This window comes from Ectopseudomonas composti, assembly GCF_001567565.1.
GTDB classification, from domain to species: Bacteria; Pseudomonadota; Gammaproteobacteria; order Pseudomonadales; family Pseudomonadaceae; genus Aquipseudomonas; species Aquipseudomonas composti_A.
Genome location: NZ_LSSW01000017.1, coordinates 37928 through 58376 on the forward strand (window position 1 = coordinate 37928; position 20449 = coordinate 58376).

Genomic DNA, 20449 nt, shown 5'->3' on the forward strand with positions numbered 1-20449 from the left:
TTATTGTTGGCCCAGATCGGCGCCATTCGAGGCGGCGAGGTGAACGCCGCCCTGACCCACCAGAATCAGGTTGCCGTTATCCAGTGCAGTTACCCCGGCCAGGGAAAGACGGTCGGGGCGATTGATCAGGCTGAAGGTCTGACCATGATCCTTGCTGCGCAGCACGGTGCCGCCATGCCCCACCACCACGACGCTGCCATCCTTTAGCAGCGTGCCATCGGCCAGACCGAACTCCAGCGGGCCATTGTTCGGCGTGTTGAGCATGACCTGCTGCCAGCTTTGCCCGAAGTCGGTGGAACGAAACAGGTGGCCGCGCAGACCGTAGACCAGCAAGGTCGCCGGCTGGTCGGTACCGACCACGCCGAACAGCGAACCCTCGTAAGGTACGTCCTCGATGCGCTCCCAGGTCTGTCCCCAGTCGGCGGAGCGGAACATCTGCCCCAGCTCGCCGACGATGAACAGACCGGAGTCCTTCACCGCGGCAATGGCATTGAGGTGATAGGCGTCTTCGTTGTCGAGACGATCGCTGACGTCTTCCCAGTTCTGGCCGCCATCGGTGGTTTCCAGCAACGCCCCATACGCCCCAACGGCGTAACCGGTTTGCAGGTCCTTGAACCAGATGTCCAGCAGCGGCGCTTCGCGCTCGAGGTCCTCGAACTGTTTGGTCCAGGTCAGGCCACCATCGCTCGTTGCGAGAATCTGCGCATCGTGACCGACCACCCAACCATGCTGGGCATCGACGAAGAACAGGGACGTCAGCATCTGCCGGGTTGGCACCTTGGCCTGCTGCCAGCTTTGTCCCTGATCGTTGGAATAGAGAATGTGGCCGCGGTCGCCAACGGCAACCAGGCGCTCGCCGGTGTTGACGACATCGAGCAGCAGGCTGTGTACGGCCTTGGGCGACTCGATGGCATAGCCGGCCTCGGCTTTAGCCGTGGTCTCGGCCTGCAAGGGTGCGGCAGCGAAGGCCAGGATGGAAAGCACACTGCACAGCGAGAGCGCTTTAGCCAGCGGCGAATGGACACGGAGCGCCGATTTGCGCGCCAGATTGGGCGCCAGACCGGACTGGGTGCGCCGCATGACGGGCTCACTCATATACCTTCCCCCTTTCTTGTTATAGGCGGTACTACTGATCACGCCCATCCTAGCGAGCTTAGGAAAGCCCTGACAATTGGCGCGACGTTATGTTTTGTTAAAGCAAAAGCCGCGTTATAGAAGCCTATTCGCCACGCTGATGCGAAAAGGCCGCTACTACTGTAGCGGCCTTCGCTGGAGACTACACAACTATTATCGAGTGCCGCGGCGACGCAGGGCAGCTGGCTTGAAATAGCCGTCGTCCGGAACCGCCTGGGTGAAATCGATGGTGTTGTTCTCTTCGTTATCCAGGTTCTGCACGTGGTAGCGACGCGCCTGCAGGTCATGGAACACATCGAGCGCAGACCAGGTGGTCGGCAGATCGTAGTAGTTCTTCAGGTAGGCGATGGAAACGCGCCACAGCTCACCACGACCGTCGTACTGATCGACCACTGCAGCCTGCCAGCTGTCCTCGTCGAGGAACAGAGTGCGCTTGGAGTAGATATGACGGGCGCCGGACTTCAGCGTGCCTTCCACAACCCATACGCGGTGCAGCTCGTTACGGGTCAGCGCCGGATTCAGGTGACCGACCTGCAGCAGATCCTTGTACTTAACGTCAGGGCTGGTGACCTTGTAGTTGTTATACGGGATGTAGATTTCCTTCTTGCCGACCAGTTTCCAGTCATAGCGATCCGGGGCACCGTTGAACATGTCGGTGTCGTCGGCAGTACGCAGGCCGTCGGCCGCAGCGATCGGCGTGTCGTAAGCCAGGTTCGGCGCACGGCGCACACGACGCTGACCGGCGTTGTAGCCCCAGGCCTGACGCGGTTCCTTCACCTGATCGAGGGTCTCGTGAACCAGCACCGCACCACCGGCCAGACGCGCCGGGCTGGTGGTGAAGGACAGGTAATAGAACATGATGTTGTTCAGGTCGGCGAAGGAGCCATTCTGCAGGTAGTACTTGAACAGCGCTTCCTGCTGGGAGGTGACCAGCGAGTAGGCACCGTTGCGCTGTACCGCCACTTCCGAGGCACGCCGCACGATGTAGGTGCCGCGGTAGCGGGCGATGTGGTTCCACAGCGCTTCCACGCCGTTTTGCGGAATCGGGAACGGGATACCGCCGTAGGCATCGGAGAAGCCGTTGCCGCCATCGACCAACTTGGCAGTGGTGGCGTTCTTGATAGTGTTGTCATAGACCCACTGCGGCGCAGAGCCGGAGCGGCGGGTCTGGTAGACCGGCATCTGGTAGGTTTCCGGGTAGGCCTTGAACATGGCGATCTGACCGGGGGTCAGGTTGGCCTCGTACTGGCTCAGGTTGGCCGCGGTAATGGTGAACAGCGGCTTGTCATCCGGGAACGGATCGATGTGGTGCTGGCCGGAACGGGTGTAGCCAGCCGGGGCCTGGGTGATGCCACCGGTCCAGGCCGGAATGGTGCCGGCAGCGTTGCCAGCCTTCTCGGCGCCGAAGGGGGTCAGCGTGTCGCCGAGCTTGGCCGCTTCCTGCGAGGAAACGGCAGCCAGAGCGGAGCCGGCAGAAAACGCCAGTGCAACGGCTACGGCCATCAGCCTGTGCTTGTTCAGCATGGGTAATTCTCCGTGAAGAGTCTGGCCGGGCGCCCGAGAGCGCCCGGCGTGTTTCTGGTTATAGGTACACAGGGTGTCTGCACAGCAATACAGCAGCCAATGCAGACGCCCCCCCTTAGAAGGAGTACTTGACGTTCAGGCCAATATTGTCGCGATCACGCGAACCGTTGTTCTGGCCAGCGCCATAGAACTCGGTGTACTGGATCTCGGCTTCCAGGCTGTTCAGGTAGCTGGCGCGCATACCAACGGTGTACGCCTTGCGACCCTCGATGAAGTTGCCGGTCTGGTGCGAGTTACCCTCGAAATCGTGCTTGAACACGGCGAACGGCGACAGGTTCACACCAGCATAAACGTCGTTCCAGGTACCCGAGAGCACCAGGGTATAGCCGTAGGCGTTCTTGTTGACCTGATCGTCACGATCGTAGCCGGAGATGTAGGAGCCGTTACCGCGGCCGGCGTAGTAGCGCGTGCCGTTGCGCGAGTTGTACTGCAGGCTGTCGCCACGCAGGTGCTCGGAGGCCAGCTCGGCAACGCCGAACAGCGAATCGAAACCAAAGCTCGGACCGAAGTTGTAGATGGTGCCCAGGGAGGTATTGAAGGCTTCGACACGGGTGTAGTTGTGGATCTGGTCACCCAGCTGCACTTGCTGGCCGCCGATATTTACACGGCTACCGCCAGCCAACTGAGGCGCCTGGGTCAACAGATCGCCAAGCAGGTCATTGGTGGCTGCAATACCTACCGGCAGGTTGGGACGGTAAGACAGCTCACCGAATACCGAGGCATTGCCAACAGTGGTGTTGAAGCTGAAGCCGTACATACGAATGTCTTCGGCATACTCACGGCGAGCGTTGACTTGGTTGGCAACGTCGATGGTGGCAACGCCACCTGCAGCCTGAGCGAAGTTAGCGAGCACAGTGGGATCCAAGCAAAGAGCGCCTAAACCAGCTGCACCACAAGCACCTTGCGCAATGGCAGTTAAATCCAGCCCCTCGTAGGCCCCTAAATCCGCGTAAATAGTCGGCTCTTTGGCATGGTAATTGACGAAGTAGAAACCAAACTCGGTGGAATTGAGCTCTTCAGCGATATAACGGAACGCGACACCAAACTGGCCATCGTTCTTGGCGTTGATATCCGGACCGACATTGGCAACCTTGATATTCCCGTTCGCGTCAACTGTGCGTCCACCCTGAAGTCCGCCAACACCGGCGGCGCTTAGACCGGAATAGAGGTCTGCTGCGGGAATAAGCGCTGTCTGAGTCGAATAGGCCGTGTTACCACCATCGGCAAACAAGTCGGTCTCAGAGAAATAAGTCCCTACCGGATCGATAGCGGTCTCTTTCCAGTTCCACTGGTAAAAGGCCTCCATGGACAGGTTGTCGGTCAGGCCCAGGTTGAAGCTGAGCGCCTCGACCGGCACCAGTACTTCCTTCACTTCGGAGCCTGGCAAACGGAACTTGGCAGCATCGACCGGGTTGGTGGTATTGATGCCGTTGCGGTAGAACAGGCCTTCACCCCAGTTGAACACCTGCTTACCCAGGCGACCGGAAACCGGCATATTGCCCACATCCCAGTTGCCATAGACGTAAGCATCGAGAATCTGTGCGTCGCGGCCGGCCTTGTGACGGGTTTCGCGAGTGAAGCTATTGTCGCGAGGAGCACTCTGACTCGGCTGAGCGGGAGAGTTGGCGTCGTAGTAATCGTTGCGTTTGTCCATGATCTGAGTGTCATAGAACGCGGTACCGCGGATAAACACGCCGTAATTCTGGTAGGACGCCTCCAGATCCGAGGTGATCTTGAACACCTCGGAGACCAGGCCGGTATCGAAGTTGCGATTGCCATCGTTGGTGTTGATGTCGTCGTTGGTCTTGTCCTGACCCTGTACACGCCACAGTTGACCGTAGGAGACGGTGGTATCGATGGAGCCGGTGATTTCGTTATCGGCGAAGCTGAACTCCACCGCCTGAGCATGAGCGGCAACCAGCAACGGCAGAACACCAGCGAACGCAAAGCCGGCCTTGGCCGGGGCAAAACGTAGAACGGGCTTGCGGGACTTAATTTCCATCGAGACTCACTCCGTGGACAGATCATTCTTTTGAGCGATCCCGTAACCGGGTCGCGATATGCCGCACTGGCGACGGCTTCTTTTTTATTTGCTGCGACGAGTTCCAACGACCGACGAGCGCGCACTCGCGGTCAAATCCTGTTCAGCACTGCAACCATGGTGCCAATTCAAACAGTTGTATCAGCGCAAACAGGCTTGGGAGAGCCATCGCCGAGTTTCATTTCGTGACTGATCAGCCACTGACCAATGCGTCAGCTATTCCACGAAAAAATGGCGCACTTTGTCCTACGATCCGACGCTTTATGCCACTCACCACGGGCCCTGTAGCGATGCCAGACTGCGAAGACACATTCGCTGTCAAGCCACGGCGCCCTAACTTAAGTGTGCAAACGAATAACGAATCGCATACATATTTCATTGGGTAACAAAAAAGTGTTACCAACCAGAGGTCGGTAACACTTCTTGTAGAGCAAAACCCGCCTTAGGCCAGGCTTTTGCTCACCACCTCATAGACGTCGCTGGACAGCTCACCGGACGCGAGGATGCGCTCCAGCTCAGCCTTCATCTGCGCCTGGCGCGCCGCACCGTACTTGCGCCAGCGGGTCAGCGGCGCCAGCAGGCGCGAGGCGATCTGCGGGTTGAGGGCGTTGAGGGTGATCACCTGATCGGCGAGAAAGCGATAGCCCGAGCCATCGGCCTGGTGAAAGTTGATCAGGTTCTGGTTGGCGAAGGCGCCGATCAGCGAACGCACCTTGTTCGGGTTCTTCAGGGTGAAGGCTTCGTGCTGCATCAACGCATGCACACGCTCCAGGCCGCCCGGCAGCGGACAGCCCGCCTGCACGCTGAACCACTGATCCATGACCAGTGGGTTGTCCTTGAAGAAATCGGCGAACATCGCCAGGGCCTTGCTCTGCTCTTCCTGGAACGGCGAGTTGACCAGCACGGCCAGAGCCGACAGGCGCTCGGTCATGTTGTCGGCGTTATCGAACTGGTCGACGCAGGCCGCCAGCACCTCGGGCCTCTCGCTGAGCATCAGGTACGACAGCGCGATGTTCTGCAGGCTGCGACGGGCGAAGTGCGCCGCCTCGGCCACGTAAGGCGTGGCCTTGGAGACTTCGCGGTTGTCCTGGTAACGCTTGAGCAGCGGTGCGAACAGCGCATCGGCCAGTGTCTTGCGGGCGAACTCACGCGCCGCGTGGATGGCCTCGACATCGGCCACTTCACTGATCTCGGTGAGGTAGGCCTCGCCCGGTAGCGAGAGCATCTCCGCGACCATGGCCTGGTCCAGCGACTCGTCTTCCAGCAGGGTACGCAGCGCGGCGACCAGGCGCTGATCCAGCACCAGGGCCTCACCGCGCTGGTGCTGGCCGATCAGTTCCTGCAGCACCTGCACTGACAGCTGCTGGCCGGCTTCCCAGCGGTTGAAGCCATCCGAATCGTGCTGCATGAGGAACATCAGCTGATCGCGGCTGTAGGGGAAGCTCAGCTTGACCGGCGCACTGAAGCCGCGCAGCAGCGACGGCAGCGGTTGTTCGGCGATGCCCTCGAAGGTGAAGGTCTGCTCGGCTTCGGTGACCGACAATACGCGGCTGTTGCCCTGTGCGGCCGCTTCGCCCAATAGACGCAATGGCAGCTCATTGCCCTGCGCATCGAGCAGGCCAAGCGCCACCGGAATCACGAACGGCAGCTTCTCGCTCTGCCCCGGCGTCGCCGGGCAACTCTGGCGGAAGGTCAGGCTGTAGGTCTGCGCGGCAGCGTCGTAAGCCTCGCTGACCTGCAGACGCGGCGTGCCCGCCTGGGTGTACCAGCGCTTGAATTGGGTCAGGTCGATGCCACTGGCATCTTCCATGGCCTTGACGAAATCGTCGCAGGTCACGGCCTGGCCGTCGTGGCGCTCGAAGTACAGATCCGAGCCCTTGCGAAACAGCTCCGGGCCGAGCAGGGTGTGGATCATGCGCAGCACTTCGGCACCCTTCTCATAGATGGTCAGGGTGTAGAAGTTGGAGATTTCCATGTACGCATCCGGGCGCACCGGGTGAGCCATGGGGCCAGCATCCTCGGCAAACTGGTGAGTGCGCAGGTAGGCCACGTCCTCGATGCGTTTGACCGTGCGCGAGTGGGTGTCGGCGGAGAACTCGCTGTCACGGAACACGGTGAAACCTTCCTTGAGCGACAGCTGGAACCAGTCGCGGCAGGTCACGCGGTTGCCCGACCAGTTGTGGAAGTATTCGTGCGCCACCACCGCCTCGACGCGCTGGTGCGCAGCATCGGTGGCGGTGTCGGCCTTGGCCAGCACGCAGCTGGAGTTGAAGATGTTGAGGCCCTTGTTCTCCATGGCGCCCATGTTGAAATCGTTGACCGCGACGATCATGAAGATGTCCAGATCGTACTCACGGCCGTAGACCTCCTCGTCCCACTTCATCGAACGCTTGAGGCTGTCCATGGCGTGTTGCACCTTGTCGATGTTCTCCGGCTCGACGTAGATACGCAGCGCCACTTCGCGGCTGCTCATGGTGGTGAAGCTGTCCTCTACGCACCACAGATCGCCGGCGACCAGGGCGAACAGATAGGCCGGCTTCTTGAACGGGTCTTCCCAGGTCGCCCAGTGGCGACCGCCCTCTTCCGAGCCGCTGGCAATCGGGTTGCCGTTGGACAGCAGCACCGGGTAGGCATGCTGCTCGGCGCTGACCGTGGTGGTGAACTTGCTCATCACGTCCGGGCGGTCGAGGTAGAAGGTGATCTTGCGAAAGCCCTCGGCCTCGCACTGGGTGCAGAACATCGTGCCGGACTTGTACAGGCCTTCCAGCGCGGTGTTGCTCTCCGGGTGGATGCGCACGCTGCTGTCGACCACGAAGCGCTCCTGAGTCGGCTGCAGGGTCAGGTGGCTGTCGGTCAGGCTGTAATCGCCCGCACCCAACTCGCGGTCATCGAGTTTGAGCTCGAGCAACTCGAGCTGCTGGCCATCGAGCACCAGCGCTGGCAAGCCGGCACCGGCCTCGGGGTTACGACGCATGACCAGTTGCGCATGCACCAGGCTGTGATCCTCGAACAGCTCGAAGGTCAGGTGAGTCTCGTCGATCAGGTAATCCGGTACCTGATAGTCCTTCAGATAAATGGTCTTGGATTGTTCGGTGCGCATGGCTCTCGGCCCCTTGTCGGCGGCGCCGTCCGGCGCCGGGTAGCAATCAGGTATCAGCCGGCGATCTCGTGGACAGCCAGCTGGTAAGCGGTGTACTTGCGGATATTGATCACGCCGGTGTCGAACATCAGGTACTGGCCCTTGATACCGAGCAGAGTACCCTCGGCCAGCGGCTGCTTGTCCAGATTGAAGCTGGTGATCTTCGCCGGGTAGGCCTCGATCGGGTAGCGGATGTCCAGCACCTCGGCATCATTCAGCGGCTGGATGGCCTGCAGGCCGAAACGCTGCTGCAGCTCGGCAATGCCCGCGCCACAGCTGTCGAACAGCTGTTCGCGAATCGCCGGCAGATCGACCGGTGCGGCATCGCCCTTGAGCAACGCGCGCCAGTTGGTCTTGTCCGCCACGCGCGTACGCAGCAGATCCTCGACGAAGCCGGACTGCTGCCGGGTGGCCACGCGCAGGATCGGCAGCGCCTGGGTCGCGCCCTGATCGATCCAGCGTGTCGGCACCTGGCTGGAACGGGTGATGCCGACCTTCACGCCACTGGAGTTGGCCAGATAGACGATGTGGTCGGTCATGCAGAACTGCTCGCCCCAGCTCGGCTCGCGGCAGGTGCCGGCGTCGTAGTGGCACTTCTCGGGACTCATGATGCACACGTCGCATTGCGCCAGCTTCTGCATGCAGGGGTAGCAGTAGCCCTGGCTGAAACTGGTCTTGGTCTTGCGCCCGCAGTGCGTGCAATGAATGGCGCCGAGGTACTCAAGGCGCAGGCTCTTGCCCACCAGCGGGTTGACCGGCACCTCTTCATCGCCCAGGCGAAAGGCGTACTGCACCGGCGCATCCAGATGCGCCTTCATCTTGCTCAGCGAGCCACGTCCAAGCTCGAACATCAGTGCAGAGTCTCCGAGGACTTGAACAACAGGTTCGGTACCAGCTCGGACTTGGACTTGCACGCCTGCTCGCCCATGTAGCCGGTGCGTTCTTCTTCCGGCAGATTCTGCATTTCCCAGGCGATCATCGCCTGCAGGCTCAGTTCTTTCTGTTCCTGGGTCAGCTTGCGGCCATCGGGCCATTTGCCGATCTCCACGGCCAGCTTGAGACTCTCGTAAATTTCCGGGGTGATGTTTTCAATCGCATCGAGAAAGGACGACATTCAGGTCTCCAGATAAATCGTAGAGCGGGTAGGCCCCGCCTATACACTGCATTGGCGAGCGGCACTCGCCCTGCAGGTCAAAACAGTCGAATCAAGCGCTACGTCGGGCCAGCATACCGCCAAGCAAGCCTGTCAGGCAGCCGGTGAGCAAGCCGCCGACATGCGCACCGTTGGCAATGGCACCCACACCCAGCGTTTCGAAGATGCCGGTCATGCAGACCACCAGCCAGATCAGCATCATCACCAGCACGCCGGGCGGCAGACGATACGCAGCGTTAGGCGCCAGACGCTGGTAGATCCAGCAATGCCCGAGCAGGCCATAGAGCACGCCAGACAGGCCGCCGAACAACGAGGGGCCGGCCCACCAGTATTGGGCGAAATTCGACGCAAGGCCGAACAACAGGGTCAGCCCCAGCAAACCAACGGCGCCCTGGCGAAACTCGATACGCCGCCCCAACTCCCAGTACCACAGGCTATTCATCGCCAGATGCAGCCAGCCAAAGTGGATCAGCATCGGAGTGATCAGCCTCCACCACTGGCCGCTTTGCAGCGTGGCGTCCAGGTAATTGAGGTAGATGTTGCCGCCATCGATACGGTAGTCGACGAAGCTGAGCCAACGAATCGCGGCGTGGTTCTCGCCGGCCAGGGTCACGGCGAAGACGATGAAAGTCGCCAGCAGCACCAGCGCCGTGACCGGATTGCGGCGCAACTGAGTGAAGAAGCTGTCGCGCACAGGGGCAACGCTTACCGGCAACTCTGTGCCGGCGTCACCCTGCGGGTGATTGGCATAGAGCTCGCGCACCTGCTCGGCCAGTTCCTGCCCCGGCACCCAGAGCACCTGCTCACCGCCCTCTTCCGCCACCCGGTGCGGTACGCGCAAGCGCTGCAGCAGCGCGACGAAGCCGCTCAAATCGGTATCCAGCGGCAAGCGCAATACCACTACTGCCGTCATCGTGGTGCCTCCTGCGGATCGACATCGACCCAGACGAATTTACCCGCATCAAGACGTGTTTCCTGATCCAGGCGATAAGCAACCAAACGGCCACCGACCACCGCACTGTAATCCAGGCAGGCCAGGTTGGGCCTGATCGGCGCGGGCTTGCCGCGCCGCCAGTAGTGCCCGACGAACAGCAGCGGCTCGTGCGCGCCATACCTCAGCAGCTCGTCTTTCTGCAGTTCGGTCAACGGCGTCTGCGCCGCCAGCTCTGGCAAGGCATCAGGCTGGAACACGATATCGCCGTAGGTTTGCGGATTTTCTTCCCAGAACTTGGTGCGAAAGAAGGAACGCGTGAAGCCGTCGCCGCCGGTCAAGGTCAGGCCATGCGGCAGGCGCATGTCGGTACCACGCAGCAGGCGGTCGAGCGCCATATTGGCGAAGCTGCCAGGTACGGCGGCCGCCTGAAGGAAATGCTCGTCGATGCAGCCGTCGGGAAACTGTGCCTTGAGCGGCGTGATCAGCTCGGCATCCCAGCAGGCGTGCACGACACGAAAGCGCCCGGCGTCGATGAATAGCGGCATCTCGTAGAACCAACGGAGGAATTCACGCCATTCCTGCGGATAATTCTCGAACTGCGCCAATGTCTCGCGTATCAGCCGTTGGTGGCGCGGGCTGTGCTCGCGTACGTACTGACGACCACTACCCGGCGGTGCCGGCGTACTCCAGCCCAGCGCGTTGAATTCGTGGTTACCCATGATGCACAGCGCCTGACCGGTACGCACCATGTCATGCACCAGGTGCAGGGCCTCGCGAATGCCAGGGCCGCGGTCCACCAGGTCGCCGAGGAAAATCACCATGCGCGTCGGGTGGCGCCACACGCCACTCTGCAGGCTGTAACCGAGGCGTTCGAGCAGGCGTTCGAGGGTGCGCGCACAACCGTGGATATCACCGATCAGGTCATAGCCACGATGGGGGTCGAGGGACATTCAGTCCTGTCCTCCCAGGCGGCTGCCCCAACCCAGTTTGGTACGGCAGACCTCGTAATAGTTGTGATCCAGCGGATGGATCAGACGCAGCTTCTGCGCCTTCTTGGCCACGTGCAGGGTGTCGCCCGGCGCGCAGGTAAAGTGGTTCTGGCCATCGCAGGACACCTGCGGGTAGATGGTCATGTCAGGCGACACCACCACTTTCAGCTCACTGTGGCCATCGACCACGATGGGCCGACTGGACAGCGTATGCGGGTACATCGGCACCACCACGATCGCGTCGAGCTTGGGATGCATGATCGGCCCGCCTGCGGACAACGCGTAAGCCGTCGAACCGGTGGGCGTGGCGACGATCAGGCCATCGGCCTTCTGGCTGCAGACGAACTGACCATCGATATACAGCTCGAACTCGATCATCCGCGTCGACTTGCCGGGGTGCAGCACCACATCGTTGAGCGCATCGCCCTGACCGATGGCCTCACCCTGGCGGCGCACCTCGACTTCCAGCAGGAAGCGGTTTTCAGTGAGGTACTGGCCTTCGAGCACCTGCGCCACCTTGAGCTCCAGCTCATCGGGGCGAATATCGGTGAGAAAGCCCAGACTGCCACGGTTGATCCCCAGCACCGGCACCTTGTGCCGCGCCAGGGCTCGGGCAGCGCCGAGCATGCTGCCGTCGCCACCGACGACGATCACCAGGTCACAGACCTCGCCGAGCATCTTGCGCGAGGAGGTCTGCAGGCCATGCCCTGGCAGCACATCAGCGATGGTGTCCTCGAGGATCACATGCAGGTGACGGTCGATCAGAAAACGCTTGAGTCGCCGCACGGTTTCCAGAACCCGCGTGCTGCCCAGGCGCCCGATGATGCCGACATTGCGAAATTGCTCCATGGGACTCCCGCCAGACAGATAAGAAACGATGAGGGATTATCGGCCAAAGGCCTGGGCCGCAGCAAACCGAGGCTGTTACTGCGCTATGCTCGGGGTCATGACCCCTGCTGACTTGCTGCATGACCTTCTGCAGAGCCTGCGCACCCCTGCCGTGCGCGACCTGGCCTGGGCGCTGTGTGCGCCTCCCTTGCTCGGTGAGACCACGAAAACCCAGCGTCATCCGCTACAGGCCAGTTGCTGGTCACACCAGCCGCAGCGGCTGGCAGACTGGCTTGCGCTGCAGGACAGGGATCCCAGCGCCATTCACACCTGGCTGGCGGCAAAACCGGTGCGCCGCCTCGGCCTCTATTACGAACGCCTGTGGCAGTTCGCCCTGCACGCTGCGCCTGATGTCGAGGTGATCGCCGCCAACCTGCCGATCCGCCAGGGCGGCCAGACCCTGGGCGAGCTGGACTTGTTGCTGCGCGACGACGAAGGCGAACATCATCTGGAGCTGGCGGTGAAGTTCTACCTGGGCACGCAGGGCAGCGGCGCAGCCGATTGGCTGGGCCCCGGCAGCCATGATCGTCTCGATCTGAAACTCGGCCACCTCGCGCAGCACCAACTGCCCCTGTCATCACGCCGCGAGGCACGCGGGACCTTGAACGAACTGCAGTTAGCCGAGCCTCGATCCGCCTTCTGGCTTGGCGGCTACCTGTTCTACCCCTGGCCCGATGCCTGCCCGCCACCTCGCGGCGCCACGCTCGAACACTGTCGGGGCAGCTGGTTACGCCAGCGCGACTGGGCTGATTTCGCCGCAACGCAGGCGCACGCCCGCTGGCAACCACTGCCGAGGCTGGCCTGGCTGGCACCGGCGCGGGTAAGTGCCGACGGGATCTGGCCCGCCGCAACCTTCCAGCAATGGCTGAGTACGCTGAGGCCCGAGGCCAACGCGCAGTTGCTGGTAAGGCTGGAAGCAGATGATGCCGGGGACTGGCGGGAAATCGAGCGGGTCTTTCTGGTCAACGATCAGTGGCCAGTGCAGTCATAGTCCAGGCCATCGGCCAGCTACAGGCGTCGAACCGCTCAACGACTGCGCTCGGTTCGACCACCGGAACGCGCCAGGTACCCCGCACCGTTTTCGCACAGCAGCGCATCACGCTGCACGCCCGGCAAGGCATCCAGACCACCGCGCAAGGCGTAAACGCTGTAACCCAGTTGCGCCAGGAGAAATACGGCGCTACCACTGCGTTTGCCACTGTCGCAGTAACAGAGATAGGTGCGTGAACGTTCCAGCAGGCGCGCCTTGAGGCGCAACAGCTGCAGCGGCATATGCAACGCCTGAGGGGCGTGCGCCTTTTCGTACTCCTCCTGCAACCGCACATCCAGCCACTGAGCGCCCTGCGCAAGCAGTCTGGCGGCCTCGCCCAGCGACACTTCGGCCACCACTGGCGCCTTGAGCAGGGCGAAGAAATCCTGACGATCGAGGCGCAGCACGCTACCGGCTTCGACCATGGTTACCGTGGCATTGCGCGGCCGATCGGCAAGCAGCGCTTCCTCGCCGAAACAGGCGCCTACCTCGAGTTCCGCCAACACCTGATGATTGCTGCCGGCACGGCGAATCACCTCGGCGCGGCCACTTTCCAGGAAATAACAGCAATCACCGCTGGCGCCCTCCTCGAGAACCTGGCTGCCTGCAGCAAGCTCGACCCGCTGCAGGCGCGCCAGCATGTTCTGCACATTGGCGGGCGGCACCTTGGCAAACAGCGGATTTTCCAACAGCCGCTCCAGCCATTCCATATCGGCGCCAGCCTGCTGCAGCGCCAGCAACAGGTCCTGATGCGCCAGGCGCCAGGTCAGCAGACGATCCAGCGTGGCGCTGTCGATCATCAGCACACTGACATCGGTCAAGGCGCGGGCGTCATGCAGCCGTGGCAAGCTCGGCGACAACGGATGGCAGCTGATCTCGCTACCGGCTTGCAGGGTCTGCGTACGCCCCTCGGCATCCTGCAACTGCAGCTCACCAGCGAGCAGATAGCAGGTCAGCCGAGCCTGGTCGCCCTGGCGAAACAGCAGCTGCCCGGCCAGCAGGGGCTGCGGTACCAACTGGCTGCGCAACTCCCGCCACTGCTGCTCGGAAAGCACATTGAGCGGGGTCAGGCTGCGCAGCTGTTCGGGGGTAAGGGGTTCGCTCATGAGGATTTCCAGGCTCCGCTGGTCAGACCTGAGTGTAGTCGGCACTGGCGCCCATCAACACCCGACGACCTTGCAAGCCGCCAGTATGAATGAAGATCAGCCGAGTGCCGCGTGCGAATAGGCCACGCTCGCAGAAATCGCGCAGCGCCATGAGCGCCTTGCCGGTATACACAGGCTCCAGCGGCAGAGCGCAGGCCTGTTCGGCGTGCAGGATGAATTGGCGTAACGGCTCATCGAGCCGCGCAAAACCGCCGCGCGCGGCCTCGATCAGTTGGTAGCTGCGCCCCGACACCCCAGCCTCGTCGAGCAGCGCGGCGACCTGGTTGGCAACCCCGTGATCGCCGGGCACCGCCTGCGCAGCGAAAACCTTGCGCCGCGGCTCACCCAGCAGCAGACCGGCCATGGTGGTTCCCGTCCCAGCCGCCAACCACCAGGCATCGAAATCAGCCCAACCGATATCGGCCAACTGCGCCTCGGCCATCTCCACCAGCGCGCTGCAACCTCGAGCGCCCTGAAGCCCCAGACCACCCTCGCCCACCACCTGAAAATCCGGATACCGGTTCAGCCAGGGCGTCCAGAAATCCGCCTGATGACGCGCGCGATAGCCGCCATAACCCAACCAGTGCAGCTGCATGCCCATGCGCTGCAGGTCATCTATGGTGGGCGTCCGTTGCGGCTCCCCACGCAGCAGGCCGATGCTGGCGAAGCCAAACCGCTGGCCCGCCGCGGCCAGCGCATGCAGATGGTTGGAGTGTGCACCACCCAGACTGATCAGGCCCTGCGCACCGTCGGCAACGGCCTGCTCGACATAGGGCGCGAGCTTGAACCACTTGTTGCCGGAAACCAGCGGATCGACCAGGTCCAGACGCAGGCAGGCAAGCTCGACGCCGGCAGCGTCGAGCCAGGGAAGCGTGAAGGTTTGCAGCGGCGCCTGAGGGCGCCAGTGCGCAATCCGTACCGCCAAACGTCAGCCGACAGTACGCAGGCGGCTACTCGCCTTGTGCCGCGCACAGCAATTCGAATCACCCAGCGTGAAGCGACTGGGCGTATCGACGCGATCGATGGGAATGGCGCAGCGCTCGCCACTGGGCAGGGTGGCATCACAACTGGGCTGCTGATAATGCGCCAGCCAGTGACGGTATTGCTCTTCGGAAACGAAGCACTTGCCAGCGGCGTAGGCCATGGGGCTGTCCTGGTAACGGGCAACGTCCTGCAGCGGAATGGTCAGGTGCCCGGCGCCAGGATGGTACACCACGAACACCACGCCGAGTTTGGCCAGGCGCTCCAGCACCTGATCACCGCCCTGACTGGCGAAGGCGTCACGTTCACGCTTGAGACGCTCGATTTCCGCCTGCCGCTGAGCATCCAGCTCGTTGCGATAGGCCAGCTCGACATCACGTACGTCGATCTGCTCCTTGTACTCCGCCACCGCAGCCGCGATCTTCGCGCGCATTTCGCCCTCGAACTGCGCACGCAGAATATCGCCCTCGGTACGCCCATGACGCTCGAGCGCACGCAGCTGCTGCGTCATCTCCTCGCGGCTGCTCTGAAAGCTTTCTGCCTGCGCGCTCAGTTGCGCCTTGAGATTGGCATTGAGCTCTTCCTGCTGACGCAGGGCCTGGTGCAGCCCATGCAGCTGGGCCTGCAGGTTCTTGCTCTGCTCCTCACTGGCCAACTTGAGCTTGGCCAGCTCTTGCTCATGCTGCTGGGTCAGGCTGGTAATGCGCAGGCGTTGCTGCTGAATCAGTTGCGCGGTCTTGGCGCGGTGTTCCTGGTCCATCTTCTGGGCCAACTGATCGGCCACTTCCTTGGCCGGATCTGGCGCATACCATTTGTCTTCCGAAGCCACCTGCAAACGCTCGGCGACCACCGCCTGGGCACTGTCGTCCTCGATGAGCAAGCCGAGTTGGTTGCGCTTGGCGGCATCACGCAGCAGCACCAGATCATTCTGCCCCGGCGCCAGACTGGGGTCCCACAGATGCATCTGGTGCCAGGACACCGGGCACTGGCTACGACAGGCCAGGCGAATCGGCCCGGCGCCGAGGTCGGGGCCTCGACCGGCACGTTCGGCCAGGTGTTGCAGCGGAATGTTCCAGCCCTTGTCGGGACGACCGTCCTCGTCGAAATCCAGAAAGAAGAACACCGCAGCCCTGACCAGCAGGCGCGGATTGATCACCACGAACACCGCGCGCATCTGCTCGTCCGCAAACTCAGGCATGTTCACCACACCGTCGAGCAACGCCTCGAACTCGGGGAACATCATCTGTTTGCAGATACCGCGTTCACTGAAGAACATCACGGCTTCCACCATCTGCGGCTTGTTCTGCATGCTCATTTAGGACCCTCTGGACCAACCGGGGAGTACGCGCGCACGTAGTCGCGTGCCGGAGCAGTGAATGCGCTGACACGAAATATCGTCCCTGACACGTCTGGCAAGTCTAGGGGAAAACCGAACCAGAGCAATGTGACTGGGTTGGCAGTCAGTCCGCGAGCCGGGCCGGAAAGATCACAGCTAGTAGCAAAATGTGACGAGAGCGCAGCATCGCCCCCTTTGCCAGGCGCCGGCGGCCGAAAATCTCTCGACCGATTCAGCCCCCATGCAGCCAGCCAATCGGCGGATTCTTGCCATTTTCCCCAGACAGACAAGCAGCTTTCCGCCGATGCGAAGCCGCGAGCGATCAGTCGCCAGGCTCTAGAGCAGTGGTCTGACAACCTGGCACGTCATCTGCTCGGGCCGAATGAGCTCGCACTGCCGTCGCGCGGGCCGGACTGATAAAAAAGACAAGAGGTCAGCCATGTTCTGCCATCGTTTGCCCATCCTGCCTCTCACCTCGGCCCGCCGAAGAAGACCATCAACGCAACGCTGACACCGCCTTAGCCAAACAAAATAACAACAATGGAGAATTCCCATGCGCTTAGCCAAGTCTCTTGGCCTGCTCGCTGCTGCCGCAATCCTGGCCACCAGCCCCAACGCTCACTCCAATCCAACCTCGATCAACATCCTCACAGGCGGCACCAGTGGCGTCTATTACCCGCTGGGCATGAGCCTGTCCGAGCTATACAGCGAGAACATCGCGGGCTCCAGCACCAGCGTGCGCGCCACCAAGGCGTCGGTGGAGAACCTCAACCTGCTGCAGATCGCCCGCGGCCAGTTGGCTTTCGCGCTGGGTGACTCGGTAGCCGATGCCTGGAAAGGCGACGAAGAGGCCGGTTTCAGAGCCCCTCGTGACCGATTGCGGGCCATCGCCGGGATATATCCCAACTACATCCAGATCGTTGCCAGCCAGGCATCGGGAATCAACAGCCTGGAAGATCTACGCGGCAAGCGCATTTCCGTCGGGGCGCCACGCTCGGGCACCGAGCTCAACGCCAGGGCGATCTTCAAGGCCGCCGGCCTGAGCTACAGCGACATGGGGCATGTCGAATTCAAGCCCTACGCCGAATCGGTAAGCTTGATCGAAAAGGGCCAGTTGGACGCCACCCTGCAATCGGCCGGTCTGGGCATGGCAGCGATTCGTGAGCTGGCCGAACGCGTACCGGTCAACTTCGTCGCCATTCCAGAGCAAGTGGTGTCGCGCATCGGCGGCAGCGCCTATCAGTCAGGCACCATCCCGGCCGGCACCTACAAAGGCCAGACCAGTGACGTGACCACGGCGACCATCACCAACGTTCTGGTCAGCCAGACCAGCGTCTCCGACGATATCGCCTACCAGATGACCAAACTGCTCTTCGAAAACCTCGATCGCCTGGCCGAAGCACACCCGGCCGCCAAGGCCATCCGACTGGAACGGGCGACCAGCGGCCTGCCAATTCCGCTGCACCCTGGCGCGGAGCGCTTCTACCGAGAAGCGGGCGTTCTCAAGTAACGCCTGACTCAGCCCTTGGCGGCGGCGAGAAAGGGCGCCAGGCGCTGCGCCATCTCGGCGCCAAGCGCCTGCAAGCCGCTCATCGGGCGCACCATCACCTCGAACTCGACGATGCGCCCCGACTCGTCGAAGCGGATCATGTCGATGCCCTTCAATTCGCGCCCGCCGACCCGCGCGGAGAACTCCAGCACTACATTGAGACCGTCGGTGCTGGCCAGTTCGCGGTGATAGGCGAAGTCTTCGAACACCTTGAGCACAGTATTGAGGATCAGGTTGACCACCTGCGCACCCGGATAAGGCGTATGTGCCATGGGAGAACGGAACAGCGCCTGCGGATGCAGCAGCTCGGGCAAGGCGCTTAGGTCCTTGGCGGCGACGAACTGGTGCCAGCGCGCCAGAGTGGCTGCGGCTGCAGGGTTGAGCTGGGCGTCGAGTGACATCGGCTTCTCCTTGTTATTTTCAGGCCAGATAGCCAACGCCCCGCACTGGGCGGGGCGCTGTTCCGATCAGAGTTCGGCCGCCAGGCGCGAGCCCTGGTTGATGGCCCGCTTGGCATCCAGCTCGGCGGCGACATCCGCGCCGCCGACCAGATGCACGCGCTGGCCGGCGCTTTCCAGACCGTCCTGCAACTCACGCAGCGGATCCTGGCCGGCGCAGACGATCACGGTATCGACCGGCAGCACCTGCTCCTCGCCACCGGCGATGCGAATATGCAGACCCGCATCGTCAATCTGCAGGTACTCGACGCTGTTGAGCATCTGCACGTTCTTGTTCTTCAGGCCAGCACGGTGAATCCAGCCGGTGGTCTTGCCCAGGCCATCGCCGACCTTGGATTTCTTGCGCTGCAGCAGGAACACCTGACGCGCTGCCGGGTGCGGATGGGCCGCGACGCCCGCCACGCCACCACGGGCCTCGAGCGCGGGGTCGATGCCCCACTCCTTCCAGAACTCGTCACGGTCGAGGCTGGTGGCCGTACCCTGATGAGTGATGAACTCGGAGACATCGAAACCGATGCCACCAGCGCCGATCACCGCCACGTTCTGACCGACCGGCTTGCGTTCAAGAATGGCGTCCAGATAACCAATCACCTTGGCATGCTCGATACCCGGAATCTCCGGGGTACGCGGGGCGATGCCGGTGGCCAGAATGATCTCGTCGAAGCCGCCCTTGACCAGGTCGTCCACCGAAACACGGGTATTCAGGCGTACATCGACGCCGGTGGTTTCCAGCTTGCGCTTGAAATAGCGCAGGGTCTCGAAGAACTCTTCCTTGCCCGGTACGCGCTTGGCCACGTTGAACTGGCCACCGATCTCGCTGGCCGAATCGAACAGCGTCACGCTGTGGCCACGCTCGGCAGCGACGGTGGAGGCCGCCAGGCCAGCCGGGCCGGCACCGACCACGGCGATCTTCTTCACCTGCGTGGTGGGGATGTAGTTCAACTCGGTCTCGTGGCAGGCACGCGGGTTGACCAGGCAGCTGGTCAGCTTGCCACCGAAGGTGTGATCCAGGCAGGCCTGGTTGCAGCCGATGCAGGTGTTGATCTCGTCCGCGCGGCCCTCGGCGGCCTTGTTGACGAAGTCCGGGTCAGCGAGGAACGGACGCGCCATCGAGACCATGTCGGCATCGCCCTCGGCCAGCACCTGCTCGGCGACTTCCGGGGTGTTGATGCGGTTGGTGGTGATCAGCGGGATCGACACCTCACCCTTGAGCTTGGCGGTGACCTTGGTGAAAGCCGCGCGCGGTACCTTGGTGGCGATGGTCGGGATGCGCGCCTCGTGCCAGCCGATACCTGTATTGATGATCGTCGCCCCGGCCTGCTCGATGGCCTTAGCCAGCAGCACGATCTCGTCCCAGGCGCTGCCGCCCTCGACCAGATCGAGCATCGACAGACGATAGATGATGATGAAATTCGGCCCGACCGCCTCACGCACGCGGCGGACGATCTCCACCGGTAGGCGCATGCGATTCTCGAAGCTGCCGCCCCAGCGGTCGCTGCGATGGTTGGTGTGGGTCACCAGGAACTGGTTGATGAAGTAGCCTTCCGAGCCCATCACCTCGACACCGTCGTAGCCGGCCTGCTGCGCCAGCGACGCGCAATTGACGAAATCGGCGATCTGCTTCTCGATACCCTCCTCGTCCAGCTCACGCGGCTTGAACGGGTTGATCGGCGCCTGGATGGCGCTCGGCGCCACGGACTTTGGGCTGTAGGCATAACGCCCGGCATGCAAGATCTGCATGCAGATCTTGCCACCGGCCTCGTGCACGGCCTGGGTGACGACCTTGTGCTTCTCGGCCTCTTCCAGCGTGCTCAGCTTGGCCGCGCCGGCATAGACACCGCCCTCCTCGTTCGGACCGATACCGCCGGTAACCATCAGGCCAACGCCGCCCCGGGCACGCTCGGCGAAATAGGCCGCCATGCGCTCGAAGCCGCCCGGTTTTTCTTCCAGCCCCGTGTGCATCGAGCCCATCAGGGTGCGGTTCTTCAGCGTGGTGAAGCCCAGATCGAGCGGGGCCAGCAGGTGCGGGTAACGAGCAGTCATGGAATTCTCCACATCGCGGTGCAGTTCACGGATCGCCGCGGTCTC

At 62.3% G+C, this 20449-nt stretch carries 16 protein-coding genes; 2 read left to right on the plus strand and 14 right to left on the minus strand.

What is annotated here, in order from left to right; all coding sequences use genetic code 11:
• From PCLY_RS04275 to PCLY_RS04315, 9 genes are all read right to left on the minus strand, one after another.
• Positions 1-1095, minus strand: coding sequence for a WD40/YVTN/BNR-like repeat-containing protein (locus PCLY_RS04275; protein ID WP_061238056.1), 1095 nt, complete (start codon positions 1093-1095; stop codon positions 1-3).
• A gap of 192 nt (positions 1096-1287) precedes the next feature.
• Complete coding sequence (locus PCLY_RS04280; protein WP_061238057.1) at positions 1288-2658, minus strand: DUF1329 domain-containing protein; 1371 nt, start codon at positions 2656-2658, stop codon at positions 1288-1290.
• A 115-nt stretch (positions 2659-2773) separates the two neighbouring features.
• A complete protein-coding gene (locus PCLY_RS04285) occupies positions 2774-4720 on the minus strand; it encodes a DUF1302 domain-containing protein (protein WP_061238058.1) in 1947 nt (648 codons plus the stop codon).
• A 481-nt stretch (positions 4721-5201) separates the two neighbouring features.
• Complete coding sequence (pepN, locus tag PCLY_RS04290) at positions 5202-7859, minus strand: aminopeptidase N (protein WP_061238059.1); 2658 nt, start codon at positions 7857-7859, stop codon at positions 5202-5204.
• 53 nt (positions 7860-7912) lie between these two features.
• Complete coding sequence (locus tag PCLY_RS04295; RefSeq protein WP_061238060.1) at positions 7913-8749, minus strand: DUF2797 domain-containing protein; 837 nt, start codon at positions 8747-8749, stop codon at positions 7913-7915.
• On the minus strand, positions 8749-9012 hold the full coding sequence (locus PCLY_RS04300) for a YeaC family protein (protein WP_061238061.1): 264 nt from the start codon (positions 9010-9012) through the stop codon (positions 8749-8751). Before PCLY_RS04300 ends, PCLY_RS04295 begins: the two co-directional genes overlap by 1 nt.
• Before the next feature lie 91 nt (positions 9013-9103).
• Positions 9104-9964 carry a rhomboid family intramembrane serine protease gene (locus PCLY_RS04305; RefSeq protein WP_061238062.1) on the minus strand — a complete coding sequence of 287 codons (861 nt, stop codon included), beginning with the start codon at positions 9962-9964 and terminating at the stop codon, positions 9104-9106.
• Positions 9961-10935: a metallophosphoesterase gene (locus PCLY_RS04310; protein WP_061238063.1), complete on the minus strand. Its 975-nt coding sequence runs from the start codon at positions 10933-10935 to the stop codon at positions 9961-9963. The genes PCLY_RS04305 and PCLY_RS04310 overlap by 4 nt, the downstream gene beginning before the upstream one ends.
• Positions 10936-11823, minus strand: coding sequence for an NAD(+) kinase (locus tag PCLY_RS04315; RefSeq protein WP_061238064.1), 888 nt, complete (start codon positions 11821-11823; stop codon positions 10936-10938).
• A 97-nt stretch (positions 11824-11920) separates the two neighbouring features.
• On the opposite strand from PCLY_RS04315, the gene PCLY_RS04320 reads away from it, so the two are divergent.
• The gene (locus PCLY_RS04320) at positions 11921-12853 is read left to right on the plus strand and encodes a DUF1853 family protein (protein ID WP_061238247.1); all 933 of its coding nucleotides are present in this window, start codon (positions 11921-11923) and stop codon (positions 12851-12853) included.
• 35 nt (positions 12854-12888) lie between these two features.
• On the opposite strand, the gene PCLY_RS04325 is transcribed toward PCLY_RS04320, so the two are convergent.
• The 3 genes from PCLY_RS04325 to PCLY_RS04335 are packed head-to-tail and all read right to left on the minus strand — an operon-like array spanning position 12889 to position 16333.
• Complete coding sequence (locus PCLY_RS04325) at positions 12889-13998, minus strand: cyclic nucleotide-binding domain-containing protein (RefSeq protein ID WP_061238065.1); 1110 nt, start codon at positions 13996-13998, stop codon at positions 12889-12891.
• Between the two features lie 22 nt (positions 13999-14020).
• Positions 14021-14962, minus strand: a complete 942-nt coding sequence (locus tag PCLY_RS04330; protein WP_061238066.1) for a 1-aminocyclopropane-1-carboxylate deaminase/D-cysteine desulfhydrase — start codon at positions 14960-14962, stop codon at positions 14021-14023.
• A gap of 3 nt (positions 14963-14965) precedes the next feature.
• Positions 14966-16333 (minus strand): coiled-coil domain-containing protein, encoded by a 1368-nt coding sequence (locus tag PCLY_RS04335; RefSeq protein WP_061238067.1) that lies wholly within the window; start codon positions 16331-16333, stop codon positions 14966-14968.
• A 574-nt stretch (positions 16334-16907) separates the two neighbouring features.
• On the opposite strand from PCLY_RS04335, the gene PCLY_RS04340 reads away from it, so the two are divergent.
• The gene (locus PCLY_RS04340; RefSeq protein ID WP_061238068.1) at positions 16908-17864 is read left to right on the plus strand and encodes a TAXI family TRAP transporter solute-binding subunit; all 957 of its coding nucleotides are present in this window, start codon (positions 16908-16910) and stop codon (positions 17862-17864) included.
• Between the two features lie 8 nt (positions 17865-17872).
• Here PCLY_RS04340 and PCLY_RS04345 read toward each other — a convergent pair whose 3' ends face one another.
• Together PCLY_RS04345 and PCLY_RS04350 are read right to left on the minus strand one after the other, a co-directional pair.
• Complete coding sequence (locus PCLY_RS04345) at positions 17873-18304, minus strand: nuclear transport factor 2 family protein (RefSeq protein ID WP_061238069.1); 432 nt, start codon at positions 18302-18304, stop codon at positions 17873-17875.
• Positions 18305-18370: 66 nt separating this feature from the next.
• Positions 18371-20404: an NADPH-dependent 2,4-dienoyl-CoA reductase gene (locus PCLY_RS04350; RefSeq protein WP_061238070.1), complete on the minus strand. Its 2034-nt coding sequence runs from the start codon at positions 20402-20404 to the stop codon at positions 18371-18373.
• Between the last annotated feature and the right edge of the window lie 45 nt (positions 20405-20449).